Origin of the sequence: Micromonospora sp. WMMA1947 (assembly GCF_027497355.1) — a bacterium.
Taxonomy (GTDB): Bacteria; Actinomycetota; Actinomycetes; order Mycobacteriales; family Micromonosporaceae; genus Micromonospora.
In genome coordinates this window covers 5,151,275-5,165,020 of record NZ_CP114909.1, presented here as the reverse complement: position 1 = coordinate 5,165,020, position 13,746 = coordinate 5,151,275, and the positions used below count along the sequence as shown (strand labels likewise).

Genomic DNA, 13,746 nt, shown 5'->3' with positions numbered 1-13,746 from the left:
GGCAGGGTAGGTCTGCCGGTCTGCCCGGCTTGCTCCGTGGTCCTGGTCGTGGTGGTCGGTGTTGGTGTGGTCAGCCGGCGGGTGGGGGCAGGCTGCGGATGCGGTGCAGGGCGTTGAGGAGCGTGTCGGCCCAGGGCCAGGCGCGGGGTAGGTGCAGGTGGAGGCGGCGGGCGGTGCGGGTGAGGCGTGCGCCGACGGTGTAGATCTTGCGGCGGATGGTCTTCGCCGTGACGCGGGGCAGGCCGAGGCCGAGGCGGGCGGTCCAGCGGGTCAGGTTGTGGGCGATGGTGTTCAGGACCAGCCAGGCGGCGTTGCCGCCGAAGCTTTTGGTGGGCAGGTGGGCCAGGCCCATGCCGTGTTTGAGGTCGCGGATGGCCAGTTCGACTTCGGCGTGGCGGCGGTGGTCGGCTTCCAGGTCGAGCATCGGTCCGTCGCGGTCGGTGATGAACGGGTGGTAGTCGTAGACGGGGAACAGTGCCTGCTGGGTGGCGCGGCCGGTGTTGCGGGCCAACGCGTCGGTGCAGGGGGTGCGGCGCACGATCAGCCGGACCGGGGCCGGGTCGGGTCGGTCGTGGCCGCGGGTGTCCTGGGTGAACGGGGTCCAGGCGATCTCGGTGACGGCGGCGCCGGGTAGGAAGTAGTCGATCGGGGTCCACGCGTCCTCGTCGATGGCGGGGATGACGTGCTTCAGGTTGCCGATCATGCGGGCGCCGATGGAGAACCGCACCCCGGCGGCCCGGCAGGCGGCGACCACGTCGTGCAGGTAGAACCCGGAGTCCATCCGCAGAACCAGTTCCCCGGCTGCGCCGGCGGCCCGCATACGGCCGATGGTCTCCTTGATGAACACCGGCGCGGCGGTGGCGTCGTTGGACCGGCCCCTTCGCAGCCGGGCGTGCGCGACGTCGCCGGTGCCGGCGATCACCGCGAGCAGAGGGTGATAGCCCCGCCGGCCAGTGCGCATCACCTCCCGCGCGCCGGCCTTGCCCAACCCGAACGTCTCACACAGCGTGGAGTCGATGTCCACCGTCACCGACTCGGTCAGGCCAGGTGACGCCCCCACGGTCACCGCCCGGGCCAGCAACCGACGGGCGACCACATCGAGTTGCCGGGCGTGATTGAACCCGAACGCCCGCAGAAACGACCCGACCGTCGAGGGCGCCGCCACCCGGTGACCTAGAACCGCCTGGGTCGACCCCGCCCGCAACGCGGCCACATCATCGATGCAGTCCCCACCGGCCAGCAGCGAGTGGATCACCGTCAGGCACTTGTCGTCCGGATGTGCGCCCAGACTGCCCGGCACCGTCACATGCTCCCGCAACAGCCCCGGCAGACCCAGCCGCTGCCCCAACGACGCCGCCACCAGCAGACCCGCATCCGACACGGCATTACCGTCATCCGCGCTGACAACGAGCCGATCCAAGCTGTGCGATGCTGACACCACGAGGGTGCTCCTTGCGTAGGTGAATCATTGGTGTGGTAACCACGATTTTCCCTGCTCAGGAAGCACCCTCACTCGTTCAACACGCCCTACCCCGACCACACCCCGGTGGATTCAGGCTCAGCGGGCCAGCCGCGTGATGGCCGCCACCGACCGGTCCACGTCCGCCTCCGTCGTGATCGCGTTCGACACCGAGATCCGCATCAGCCGCCGTCCCCGCCACGTCGTCCCGCCCACCCAGCACGTCCCGTCGGCCTGCGCCGCGGCCACCACCCGGTCGGTGCGCGCGTCGTCGCCGAACCCGACCAGCACCTGGTTGAGCACCACCTCGTTGACCACCTCGAACCCGGCCGCGCCCAGCCCGTCGGCGAATCGCCGGGCCAGCGCGCAGCACCGTTCGACGAGCGCGGCGACGCCGTCGCGGCCCAGCTCCCGCAGGCCGGCCCAGACCGCGAAGCCACGGGCGCGCCGGGAGGACTCCGCGGTCAGATCGGCGCCCGCGGGCACCCCACCGGAACCCACGAGGTACGCGGCCGCGAGCGACATGGCTGCCGCGTGCGCGTCGGGCCGGGCGCAGAACGCGAACGCGGTGTCGTACGGCAGGTTCAGCCACTTGTGACCGTCGCAGGCCCACGAGTCGGCCGCCTCCAACCCGTCGACCAGGTGCCGGGTGGCGGGACTGGCAGCCGCCCACAGCCCGAAGGCGCCGTCCACGTGCGCCCAGCCGCCGTACCGGTGGACCAGGTCGCAGGCGCGGCGCAGGTCGTCGCACGCGCCGGTGTTCACGTTGCCCGCCTGCAGGCACACGATGGTCGGGCCGGGACCGGCGTCGCGCAGCGCCGCGGCGAGGGCGTGCGGGTCGATGGCGCCCTGCGGGCCGGTCGGCACCGGGCGCAGCGCGTCGGCGCCGAGGCCGAGCAGGCGCAGCGACCTGTCGATGGTGGCGTGCCGCTCAGCCCCGGCGAACACGCGTACCGCAGGTGCGCCGGACAGGCCGCGCCGTTCCACGTCCCAACCGGCGTCGGTGAGCACCTGGTGGCGGGCGGCGGCGAGCCCGGCGGTGTTCGCGGCCTGCGCGCCGGTGACGAAGCCGACCGATGCGGTCGCCGGGATGCCCAGCAGCTCCTTGAGCCAGGTGCCGGCTGCCGTCTCGGCGGCCACGGCGGCGGGGGAGGTGACCGCGTTGAACGCGAGCTGGTCCCAGCCGACGGCCAGCATGTCCGCGGCGGTGGCGGCGGGGGAGGCGCCGCCGACGACGAAGCCGAAGTAGCGCGGCCCGGCGGTGGCCACCAGGCCGGGTTCGGCGGCGGCCACCAGGTCGGCGAGGACCTGCCCGGGCGGGGTGGGCGCGTCCGGCAGCGGGCCGGCGAACGCCGTGGTCAGCGCGGCCTGGTCGACGGGTACGCCGACCGGCCGGTCCGGCAGTGACAGCCGGTAGTCGGCCGCGTGGTCGGCGGCGCGCCGGAGCAGGTGCCTCAGCTCGTCCATCGCCGCACCCTAGCCGAGGGCGCGTTCCGTCCGAGCGGCCCTCATGGACGGTCCTGACCGCCGGTCACCCCGAGTGCGGCGTGGAGCCGGTCCAGATGCGCGGCGACCGGCCCGACAGTGAGCAGGCCGCTGCCCGCCCCGGCCAGCTCTCCCGCCGCCGGGGCGAGCGCGCTCCGCGCCCGGAGCATCGCGTCCCGGTCGTCCAGCGACACAGCGGCCCGCGCGATGAGGCACCACAGCGCCTCCAGCAGCAGGTCACGCGGCGGGGCCGGGATGCGCCGCAACGCTCTCGCGGCTTCGTCGCGGCGGCCGTCGGCGAGCAGGAGCAGCGGGCGGACCCAGGGCGCGTACGGGCCCCAGTCGGTGCCGGCCGGGAAGTCGGCGGGCCGGTCGTGCCACACCCGCAGGCAGAGCAGCGCCAGCGGCAGCAGCCCGCGTTCCACGCCGGGCATCCCACACCCGGCCAGCCCGGTCGCCCAGGACCGGTACGCCGCCTCCGCGTCCGGGTACGCGGCGCCGGTGGCGGCGGTCCGCATGGCCCGGTAGCCGCCGGTGAACACGCCCACCAGGGGGCTCTCGTGCCGGGCGGCGAGCCGGTCCGCCGCGTCGGCGTGCGCGTCGGCGGCGGTGAAGTCGGCGAGCGCGCCGCGCGCCTGCACCCGGATCAGGTGCCCGAGGATCTCCACTGTGGGCAGCCCGTGGCGGGCGGCCAGGGCGACCAGTTCGGCGCCGATCGCGTCCCGCTCGGCGGCCAGCCCGGCCCGGTGGAACGTCTGCATGTACACGCCGTTGAGCGCCTGGGCCAGCAGCGCCGGGTCGGCGACGCGCCGGGCGATCGCCTCCGCCTCCCGCGCGGCTTGCGCCGGGCCCGGCGACGCCGTACCTCGGGACTCGATCGCGACGGTGGCCAGCAGCCGGGCGCGGGTCGTCTCCGGCGCTTCAGGGCCCAGGCCGGCGAGCGCCCGCTGCGCCGCCGCGACGACCCGGGCGGCCTGCGCCGGGTCGTCGGAGCGGGTCCAGATCGCGGGTACGTCGTACCCGCCGATCACCCGCGCGGTGAACTCCGGGTCGCCCAGTTGCTCGGCCGCGGTGATGGCCGCCTCGCGCTGGTCCCGGGCGGCCTCCAGTCCGCCCGGCCCGGTCACCGCGAGGCTGCGCAGCAGCCCGACTGTCGACTCCAGCCGGGCCCGCGCTCCGGGCACCACACTGCGCTCGTACGCCGCCGCGGTCTCCGCCCACACCCGCGCCGGGCCGGTCGGTTCGGGTTCGGCCTGGCGCAGCAGGTCGGTCTCCAGCCGCCGCAGCCGCGCTCCGGGGTCCAGGCCGAGCTGGTCGCGCAGCAGGTCCCGGGCCCGGCGCAGCACGGCGAGCGCGTCGGCCTGCCGCCCGGCCCGGTAGAGCGCCGACGCCAGCAGCGCCCACCCGTCCTCCCGCCACGGGTGCGCCGCGACGTGCGCGTCGAGATCCGGTACGGCGTCGGCGGCCCGGTCCAGCGCCAGCAGCGCCTCGGCCCGCCGCTCGACGGCGGTGAGCCGGATCTGGTCGAGCCGGGCACGTTCGGCGTGCGCCCACGGCTGGTCGAAGTCGGCGTACGCGGGGCCGCGCCACCAGCCCAGCGCCTCGTCGAGCCGGTCTAGCGCCGCGCGGGGCAGCGCGTCGGCGACGGCGGCGACGGCGTCCTCGAACCGCCAGGCGTCGACGGTGTCCGGGTCGGCGCGCAGCGCGTACCCCGGTCCGTCGGTGACCAGCAGCCGGGCCGGCTCGCGGGGCGGACGGTGCGGTTCCAGGCGGCGGCGCAGCGCCGCGACGAACGTGCGGACCGCGCCCACCGCACCGGCCGGCGGGTCGTCCCACAGGTCGTCGACGATCTGCCCGACCGGCACGGTCCGGCCCCGGGCGGCGACCAGCCGCGCCAGCACGGCCCGGTGCCGGGGCCCCTTCAGGTCGACCGGCTCGCCCGCGTCGTCCCAGGCCGTGACCGGACCCAGCACACCGAAACCGACAGGCACCGACCCCTCCTCGACAGGGGTCACCGTATCGCGCTCATCGGTTGCTCATCGGGCGCCGCCACGCTGGTCAGGTACGACGAGACGAAAGAGGGATTCGAGATGAGCACCGCCATCGCGGGATTCGACTACCAGCGCGTTCCGGTCGCCGAGGGTGTGGCGCTGAACGTGGCGGTGGGAGGCACCGGCAGCCCGGTCGTGCTGCTGCACGGCTTCCCGCAGACCCACCTGATGTGGCGGCACGTCGCCGCCGACCTGGCGGGCGAGCACACGGTGATCTGCCCGGACCTGCGCGGCTACGGCACCAGCGACAAGCCGGCCGCGGACACCGAGGACACGTACAGCAAGCGGACAATGGCCGCCGACGTGGTGGCGCTGGCCCGCGCGCTCGGCCACGAGCGGTTCGCGCTCGCCGGGCACGACCGGGGTGCCCTGGTCGCGGTCCGGGCCGGCCTGGACCACCCGGACGCGGTCACCCACCTGGCGTCGCTTGATGTCCTGCCGACCCTCGACATGTGGGACGTGCTGCACGGCGTGTCCGCGTCTGTAGCGTTCCACCTCTACCTGATGGCCCAGCCGCCCGGCCTGCCCGAGCAGATGATCGCGGCCAGCGCCGACGCGTTCTTCGGGCACTTCCTCGACGCCTGGGCCGGTGACCCGGCGGCCATGCCGGCCGAGGTGCGCGCCGAGTACCTGCGGGCCTCCCGCGAGGCAGTCGACTCGATCGTCGCCGACTACCGGGCGTCGGCCGGGATCGACGTGGCGCACGACCGGGCGGACCGGGACGCCGGCCGGCGGCTGACCATGCCGGTCACCGTCATCCAGCAGGACTGGGGCGCCGCGCTCGGCTACGACGCGGCGGCGGTGTGGCGGGCGTGGGCACCGGACCTGGAGCACCGCACCACGACGGCCGGGCACTTCATGGCCGAGGAGGCGCCGGGCGAGATCACCGAGGCGCTGCGCGCGCTGCTGAAGCGCTAGGTACGGCGGTCCGGGCGCGCGTAAGGCGCCCGGACCGTCCGCCCCCGTCCGCTCAGCCGGCCCGTCTCCGTACGTGCCACAGGCCGAGCGCCGCCAGCAGACCGGCCGCGCCGAGGTGGAGCGCCAGCTCGATCCACTGGAACGCCCAGAACCGGCGGTTCGGCTGGTAGGCCATGTCCACGTGCAGGTCGAGCGCGCCGAGACAGACCGCCGTGTCACCGAACGTGCCGGTGGCGCCGGTGCGCGGCGGCTCGCGGAAACAGGTGCCGAACGCGGCGTCGGAGAGCTGCCGCCCGTCGGCGGTACGCAGCGGGCTGATGTCGGTGACCCACGCACCCGGTACGTCCAGCCCGCCGACGACCGGTGAGCCGGTGATGCTGCCCAGGTTGCGGGCCCGGTTGACCGCCTCCGCGGTCATCGGCACGGTGACCCGCTCCGGCGGCAGGTAGTGCGGGCGCAGCAGGTTCGGCACCGCCAGCTGCACCACGACCACGGCCAGGAACACCACCGCCATGGCCGGCAGGGTGCGGCGCAGCAGCAGCCCGGCCACCACGCCGAGGACGAGGCCGAACACGGCGTACCCGACCGGCGCGACGCCCCGCGCGCCGAACAGCACGGTGCTGAACCGGTCGCCCGCGACCCGGTCGACGGGCGAGGCCGCCCAGGTCAGCAGCGCGCCGAGCAGCCCGGCGACGAGCGCGGCGGCGGCCGACAGCACGGCGAGCTTGACCGCCAGCCAGCGGCGGCGCGGCACGCTCTGGTTCCACACCAGCCGGTGCGTGCCCTGTTCCAGTTCCCGGGCCACCAGCGGCGCGCCCCAGAACGCGCCGATCAGCGCGGGCACCAGCGCGAACCCGCCGGCGAGGAACAGCATCGTCTGCCCGTACCGGCCGGGCAGCCGGGCCGGATCCGGTACGGCCCGGATGTCCGTGCCGAGGCGCAGCAGGTAGGCGGCGGCCAGCACCAGCAGGACCGCGCCGGCGAGCGCCGGGAGGCGGAACTGCCGCAGCGTCAGCCGGATCACCTGGTCACCGCCGGGCGGGCGGCGGCCCGGGAAAGGTACGCCAGGACCAGCTCCTCCAGCGTGACGGGCGCGCCGTCGCGTACCGCCGGGCCCCGGACCACGACGCGGCCGGGCTCGGCCCAGACCACCTCGGCCCCGGCGGGCGCGGCGGCGGTCCGGTGGTGCGTGGCGAGCAGGTCCGGGACCGGTCCGGCCACCTGGACGCGGGCGGCGCAGAGCACGACCAGGTGGTCGCAGACCTGCGCCACGTCGCCGAGCAGGTGCGAGGAGAGCACCGCCCCGGCGCCGAGTTCCCGCACGAAACCGGCCAGGCCGTGCATGAACTCGCGGCGCGCGAGGGGGTCCAGCGCGGCGGCCGGCTCGTCGAGGATCAGCAGCTCGGGACGCTTCGCGGCGGCCAGCGCGAGAGCCAGTTGCGCGCGCTGGCCGCCGGAGAGCCGGCCCGCCTTCTGCGCCGGATCGAGGCCCACCTCGTCGATCCGCCGCCCGGCCAGCGCCGCGTCCCAGGACGGGTTGAGCCACGCGCCCATCCGCAGGTGCTCGGCGACGGTGAGGGAGGCGTAGACCGGTGTGTCCTGGGCGACGAAACCGACCCGGGCCAGGTGCGCGGCGTCGGCGGCCGGCGGCGAGCCGAGCACCGTCAGCGAACCCGAGGTGGGTGCGATCAGCCCACAGGCCAGTTGCAGCAGCGTGGACTTGCCGGCGCCGTTGGGGCCGACCAGGCCGACCACGTGCCCGCGCGGGACGCTCAGGTCGCAGTCGGCAAGCGCGGTGCGGCGGCCGTACCGTTTGGTCAGCCGCTCGGCGTGCAGGGCGAGTGGTGGATGCATGCTGCTCATCCTGGGCACGCCGGGACCGGCGGGCATCGGTCCGGAGCAGGGTCCGGCGCGCGACGGACCCTCCTTTCGGCCGGTTCGGCCCGGCCGTCGATCTCCTAGCGTGCTGGGCATGGCTACCGAACGGCTCACCCGGGTGGCGGCGACGGCGGGACTCGCCGTGGTGCTGCTCGCCGCGATCGGCGTCCAGGCGGTGGCGATCGCCGCGAGCTGGGGCCTGCGGTACTGGCTCGCCGGCGGCGCGGCCGCCGTCGTGGTCGGCGTGCTCGCTCTGGTACGCCACAGGCAGCGCGTCGTCACCGCCACCGCCGGCCTCGTCGTCACCGCGTCGGTGGTCGCCGCCGCCCGGCTGGCCGACCTGCCGACCGAGCCGGGGCCCGCGCTGGCGCTGGCGTCGGCGGTCCTGGTCGGATCGGCGGTACGCGCGTTGCCGCCGCTGCCCGCCGGACTGATCGCCGCCGGTGGCCTCGCGGTGGCGGCCGGGGCGTGGGCGGCGGCCCGGCCGGGCGCGGGCGGTTCCGGGGTGGTCGCGCTCAACGCCCTGTGCTGGCTCGGCGGCGCCGCCACCGGGCTCACGCTGCGGCTGCTCGACGAGCGGGCCCGGGCCACGGCCGAGCGGGTACGCCGCGACGAGCGCCTGGAGTTGGCCCGGGAACTACACGACGTGGTGGCCCACCACGTCACCGGCATCGTGGTGCAGGCGCAGGCCGCCCACCTGGTCGGGCGGCGTGATCCGGCGCGCGCCACGGCGTCGCTGGCCGGGATCGAGGCGGCCGGCGGCGAGGCGCTGCGGGCCATGCGCCGCCTGGTCGGGGTGCTGCGCGACACCGCCGACGCGCCCCCGGCCTCGGCCGGGACCGAGCAGATCGAGGAGCTGGTCGAGCGGTTCCGCCGGCAGGGCCCGCCGGTGCGGCTGTGGCTACCGGAGGAGACGGCCTGGCCGCCGGAGGTCACCAGCACCGTGCACCGGATCGTCCGGGAGGCGCTGACCAACGTGGCCCGTCACGCCCCGCACGCCGGGCAGGTCACTGTGGACGTGGTGCGGGAGCCGGACGCGGTGGTTGTCGAGGTGACCGACGACGCGTCCGGCGCGCCCGCCGAGTCCCGGGGCGGATACGGACTGATCGGCCTGCGGGAGCGCGTCGAGGCCCTCGGCGGCACGCTGCACGCCGGACCGCGCCCCGGCGCCGGGTGGTCGGTGCGGGCCTCCGTGCCGTGCGGGCGGCAGTGATGGCGATCCGGGTGCTGCTCGCCGACGACCAGGCGATGGTGCGCGGCGGGCTGCGGCTCATCCTGGAGGACCAGCCCGACATCACAGTGGTGGCCGAGGCGTCCGACGGCGTCGACGCGGTCGCCCAGGCCCGCCGGCTGCGTCCCGATGTCTGCCTGGTGGACATCCGGATGCCGCGGCTCGACGGGCTCCAGGTGACCCGGGCGCTCGCCGGGCCCGAGGTGGCCGACCCACTGCGGGTCGTCGTGGTCACCACGTTCGACCTGGACGAGTACGTCTACGGCGCGTTGCGCGGGGGAGCGGCCGGGTTCCTGCTCAAGGACGCCGGACCGGCCCTGCTGGTGGAGGCGGTCCGGGCGGCGCACCAGGGCGACGCGCTGGTCTCCCCGTCGGTGACGGTCCGGCTGCTGCGCCACCTGACCCCGCCCGCACCATCCCGCGACGACCGCCGCCCGGCGTTGTCCGAGCGGGAGGTCGAGGTGGTGCGCGAGATCGCCCGGGGCCGCACCAACCTGGAGATCGGTGCCGAGCTGTTCATCTCGCTGAGCACCGTCAAGAGCCACGTCTCCGCGGTGCAGACGAAGCTCGGCCTGCGCAACCGTACCGAGATCGCGGTCTGGGCGTGGGAGCACCGCGTGGTCGACTGAATCCGTTGGCGGACGCCCTACCGTACGTTGTACGTTAGTGGCCGTCGTCAACGGAGGGGGACAGACGTGGAACACGCAATCCTCGCGGAGGGCCTGCGCAAGCGGTACGGGGACAACGTGGCGCTGGACGGCTTCGACCTGCGGGTGCCGCCGGGCACCGTGTGCGGGCTGCTCGGCCCGAACGGGGCGGGCAAGACCACAGCCGTGCGCATCCTGGCCACGCTGCTGCGCTTCGACGCCGGGCGGGCCGAGGTGGCCGGCTACGACGTGGCGGGGCAGGCCGACCGGGTGCGTCACCGCATCGGCCTGGTCGGCCAGCACCCGGCGGTGGACGAGGCACTGAGCGGCCGGGAGAGCCTGGTGATCTTCGGGCGCCTGTTCCACCTGGACCGGGCCGCTGCGCGACGGCGGGCCACCGAACTGCTCGACCGGTTCGGGCTCGCCGACGCGGGCGGACGGCCGGTCCGCACGTACTCCGGTGGCATGCGCCGCCGCCTCGACCTGGCCGCAGGCATGATCCTCGCGCCGTCGGTGCTGTTCCTCGACGAGCCGACCACGGCGCTGGACCCGCGCGGGCGCAACGAGGTGTGGGAGGCGGTACGGGACCTGGTACGCGCCGGCACCACGGTGTTGCTGACCACGCAGTACCTGGACGAGGCCGACCAGCTGGCCGACCGCGTCTGCGTGCTCGACGCCGGGCGGGTGATCGCCGAGGGCACCCCTGATGCGCTCAAGTCCCGCCTCGGCGGCGACCGGATCGACCTGGTCGTCCGCGACGCCGCCGACCTGGCCACCGCCGCCGCCCGGCTGCGCGCGGTCGCCGTGGCCGAACCGGCGCTTGATCCGGACCGGCGGGCGGTCAGCGCCCAGGTCGGCGACCGGGCCGGCGCGCTCACCGAGGTGCTGCGCGCGCTGGACGCCGACGGCGTGGTCGTGGCCGACGTGGCGCTGCGCCGGCCCACTCTGGACGAGGTGTTCCTCCAGCTCACCGGCGCGTCGGCCGCCGCCCGTACCGGCGTGGAGGTGACCGCGTGACCGCGACGGTGAACCCGGCCCGGCGTCCGTCCCTGGCCGGTGACGGCCTGACGCTCACCGGGCGTGCGCTGGCGCACTGGCGGCGCGAGCCCGGGCCGCTGATCGGCTCGCTGGGCTTCGACATCCTGATGGTGCTGATGTTCGCGTACCTGTTCGGCGGCGCGCTCCAGGTGCCGGGCGGCGGCAGCTACCGGGAGTTCCTGATGCCCGGCATGTTCGCCATGACCATGGTCTTCGGCATCAGCATGACCACCATGGCGGTCTCGGCGGACCTGGACCGGGGCGTCACCGACCGGCTGCGGTGCATGCCGGTGTCGCGGCTGGCGCCGCTGCTCGGCCGCGCTGTGGCCGACCTGATGTTCGCGGTGGTGACGCTCGCCGTCATGCTGCTCGTCGGCCTGGCCGTCGGCTGGCGGGCGCGCGGCGACCTGGGCGACACGCTCGCCGCGTTCGGGCTGATCCTGCTGCTGCGGTTCGCGCTGGTCTGGGTGGGCATTTTCCTCGGCCTGACGGTGAAGGGGCAGAGCGCGGTCACCGCCGTGCAGACGCTGGAGTTCCCGCTCGGCTTCCTGTCCAGCGCGTTCGTGGCGCCGTCCACGATGCCCGCGTGGCTGGGCGCGGTCGCCGAGTGGAATCCGCTGTCCGCCACGGTCGGCGCCACCCGGGAGCTGTTCGGCAACCCCGGCTGGGGCGGCGACTCGTGGGTGGCGGCGCATCACCCGCTGCTGGCGGTGCTCTGGCCGCTGGCGCTGGTCGCGGTGTTCCTGCCGCTGTCGCTGCGCCGCTACCGGGCGCTGAGCCGCTGAGCCGGGGCCCCGGGGGCGGCGCGCGGCCGCCCCCGGGGCGCCGGTCACGGACCGGTGAGCACGACCAACTGGCCGGTGGCCCGGGTCATCGCGACGTACCGGTCCACCGCGCCGGCGATCCCGTCGCCGAACGACTCCGGGTCGACCAGCACCACCAGGTCGAACTCCAGCCCCTTGGCCAGTACGGGGCTCAGGGACCGGACCCGGTCCGTCGCCGGGAACCCGGGATCGCCGATGACGCACGCGACGCCCTCACCGTGGGCGGTGAGCCAGCCGTCCACCACCGCGCGCAGCTCGGCGCGGGCGCCGTACCGCACCGGGGCGCCGTCGCGGATGGACGTGGGCACGTTGGCATCCGGGAGCACGGCCCGGATCACCGGCTCGGCCGCCGCCATCACCTGCGCCGGGGTGCGGTAGTTGACGGTCAGCGTCGCCACCTCGACCCGGTCGAGGCCGACCCGGGTGAGCCGCTGCGGCCACGACTCGGTGAACCCGTGCCGCGCCTGCGCCCGGTCACCGACCACGGTGAAGCTGCGCGACGGGCAGCGCGCCAGCAGCATCTGCCACTGCGCGTCGGTCAGCTCCTGCGCCTCGTCCATCACGACGTGCGCGAACGGCCCGGCCAGCAGGTCCGGATCGGCCACGCTCAGCGCGCTTTCGTCGACCAGGCTGGTGCGCATGTCCTCGCCGTACAGCATGGTCATCAGACCCTCGCCGTCGTCGTAGGCGTGCGACGCGATCAGGGCGTCGACCACCGTGTCCATCTCGGCGCGCTGCGCGGCCAGCACCGCCTCGTCACGGCGCCGCCGCAGCGACGCCTCCGGGTCGCCGACGCGCCGCCGGGCCGCGTCCAGCCACGGCAGGTCGGCGACCGTCCAGGCCCGGGGGTCGGCCCGCCGCAGCGTACGGATCTCCTCGACGCTCAACGAGGGTGCGCACCGGCGCAGGTAGGCCGGAACCGACCACAGGTCGGCCACCACGTCGAGCGGGTCCAGCAGCGGCCACGCCCGGCCGAACGCGGTGGCCAGTTCCCGGTCGCCCCCCAGCGCCCGGCGGACCGCCTCCTCCGGCTCGTCCCCCCGGTACTTCTCCACCAGGATCGTGAGCAGTTCCTCCCACACGTCGTCACGGGCCTCGTTGTGCGGAACACCCGGACCGGCCGCCTCGAACGCCGTCGTCCAGTCGTCGGCGGTGAGCCGCAGCTCGGCGTCTCCGACGCCGACTGTCATCCCGGTCGTGGGCGGCTCCTCGTAGAACCGGACCGCGGCGTCGACCACCCGCACCACGTCCGCCGAGGCCTTCAGCCGGGCCACCTCCGGGTCGGTCTCCGGCGCCGCCGCCGCACCCTCCGGCACCAGGTCGGCCAGGGTGCAGATCTGCACGTCCTCCTCGCCCAGGCTGGGCAGCACGTCGGAGACGTAGTTCAGGTACGGCTGGTGCGGCCCGACCACCAGCACCCCGCCCCGGCGCTCGCCGAGGCGCGGGTCGGCGTGCAGCAGGTACGCGGTGCGGTGCAGCGCCACCACCGTCTTGCCGGTGCCGGGACCGCCGTCGACCACCAGCGCGCCCCGGGAACCGGCCCGGATGATCGCGTCCTGGTCGGCCTGGATGGTGCCCAGCACGTCACGCATGCGCGCCGACCGGGTCGCGCCCAGGCTGGCGATGAACGCCGACTGGTCGTCGAGCGCGGCGTGCCCGGCCAGAGCGTCGGCGGTGAACACCTCGTCCCAGTAGTCGGTGATCCGCCCTCGGCTCCACCGGTACCGGCGGCGGCTGGCCAGGCCCATCGGGTCGGCGTGGGTCGCGCCGAAGAACGGCTCGGCGGCGGGGGAGCGCCAGTCCAGCAGCAGCCGGCCGCCCGCGCCGTCGGTCAGGCCGAGCCGGCCCACGTACACCGGGTCGCCGCCGTCCGCGCCGACCATCCGGCCCAGGCACAGGTCCAGGCCGTAGCGGCGCAGCGTACGCAGGCGCGCGCTCAGCCGCCGCACCTCCTGGTCCCGGTCGACCGCCTGCCGGCCCCGGCCGCCCGCGGCCCGGCGTGTCTCGTCGAGCCGGTCGGTCAACTCGGCGATCGAGCGGCGCAGGCTGTCCGCGATGGCCGCGAAGTGCCGCTCGTCGGCGGCGATCAGGTTCGGGTCGGCCTTGGCCGACAGACGCTCGGGAAGATCGAAAACGCTCGTGGCAGGCAGATTCAACTCGTCTCCGATCACGGGCACGGCCGAGCCTCCGCTCCTCGCGGCTTTTCGAATGGCTC

11 protein-coding genes are annotated in these 13,746 nt (G+C 75.3%); 5 read left to right on the top strand and 6 right to left on the bottom strand.

Annotation, left to right across the window (positions count from 1 at the left end):
- Window positions 1-70 precede the first annotated feature (70 nt).
- From O7604_RS24400 to O7604_RS24390, 3 genes are all read right to left on the bottom strand, one after another.
- Entirely contained in the window at window positions 71-1,438 is a 1,368-nt protein-coding gene (locus tag O7604_RS24400) for an IS1380 family transposase (protein WP_269706888.1), read from the bottom strand.
- A 120-nt stretch (window positions 1,439-1,558) separates the two neighbouring features.
- Window positions 1,559-2,926, bottom strand: coding sequence for a pyridoxal-dependent decarboxylase (locus O7604_RS24395; protein ID WP_281577904.1), 1,368 nt, complete (start codon window positions 2,924-2,926; stop codon window positions 1,559-1,561).
- 41 nt (window positions 2,927-2,967) lie between these two features.
- On the bottom strand, window positions 2,968-4,935 hold the full coding sequence (locus O7604_RS24390) for a BTAD domain-containing putative transcriptional regulator (protein ID WP_281577903.1): 1,968 nt from the start codon (window positions 4,933-4,935) through the stop codon (window positions 2,968-2,970).
- 99 nt (window positions 4,936-5,034) lie between these two features.
- Here O7604_RS24390 and O7604_RS24385 point away from each other — a divergent pair, with 99 nt between their 5' ends.
- Window positions 5,035-5,913 carry an alpha/beta hydrolase gene (locus O7604_RS24385; RefSeq protein ID WP_281577902.1) on the top strand — a complete coding sequence of 293 codons (879 nt, stop codon included), beginning with the start codon at window positions 5,035-5,037 and terminating at the stop codon, window positions 5,911-5,913.
- A 52-nt stretch (window positions 5,914-5,965) separates the two neighbouring features.
- Here O7604_RS24385 and O7604_RS24380 read toward each other — a convergent pair whose 3' ends face one another.
- Window positions 5,966-6,937, bottom strand: coding sequence for an ABC transporter permease subunit (locus O7604_RS24380; RefSeq protein WP_281577901.1), 972 nt, complete (start codon window positions 6,935-6,937; stop codon window positions 5,966-5,968).
- Window positions 6,934-7,767: an ABC transporter ATP-binding protein gene (locus tag O7604_RS24375; RefSeq protein ID WP_281577900.1), complete on the bottom strand. Its 834-nt coding sequence runs from the start codon at window positions 7,765-7,767 to the stop codon at window positions 6,934-6,936. Before O7604_RS24375 ends, O7604_RS24380 begins: the two co-directional genes overlap by 4 nt.
- A gap of 118 nt (window positions 7,768-7,885) precedes the next feature.
- Here O7604_RS24375 and O7604_RS24370 point away from each other — a divergent pair, with 118 nt between their 5' ends.
- The 4 genes from O7604_RS24370 (at window position 7,886) to O7604_RS24355 (ending at window position 11,492) form a co-directional block, all read left to right on the top strand.
- Entirely contained in the window at window positions 7,886-9,004 is a 1,119-nt protein-coding gene (locus O7604_RS24370) for a histidine kinase (RefSeq protein ID WP_281577899.1), read from the top strand.
- Window positions 9,004-9,651 carry a response regulator transcription factor gene (locus O7604_RS24365; protein WP_281577898.1) on the top strand — a complete coding sequence of 216 codons (648 nt, stop codon included), beginning with the start codon at window positions 9,004-9,006 and terminating at the stop codon, window positions 9,649-9,651. Before O7604_RS24370 ends, O7604_RS24365 begins: the two co-directional genes overlap by 1 nt.
- A gap of 66 nt (window positions 9,652-9,717) precedes the next feature.
- Window positions 9,718-10,686, top strand: a complete 969-nt coding sequence (locus O7604_RS24360) for an ATP-binding cassette domain-containing protein (RefSeq protein ID WP_281577897.1) — start codon at window positions 9,718-9,720, stop codon at window positions 10,684-10,686.
- Window positions 10,683-11,492 carry an ABC transporter permease gene (locus tag O7604_RS24355; protein ID WP_281577896.1) on the top strand — a complete coding sequence of 270 codons (810 nt, stop codon included), beginning with the start codon at window positions 10,683-10,685 and terminating at the stop codon, window positions 11,490-11,492. Before O7604_RS24360 ends, O7604_RS24355 begins: the two co-directional genes overlap by 4 nt.
- A 44-nt stretch (window positions 11,493-11,536) precedes the next feature.
- Here the strand turns inward: O7604_RS24355 and helR are convergent, their stop codons facing one another.
- A complete protein-coding gene (helR, locus tag O7604_RS24350; RefSeq protein ID WP_281577895.1) occupies window positions 11,537-13,708 on the bottom strand; it encodes an RNA polymerase recycling motor ATPase HelR in 2,172 nt (723 codons plus the stop codon).
- Between the last annotated feature and the right edge of the window lie 38 nt (window positions 13,709-13,746).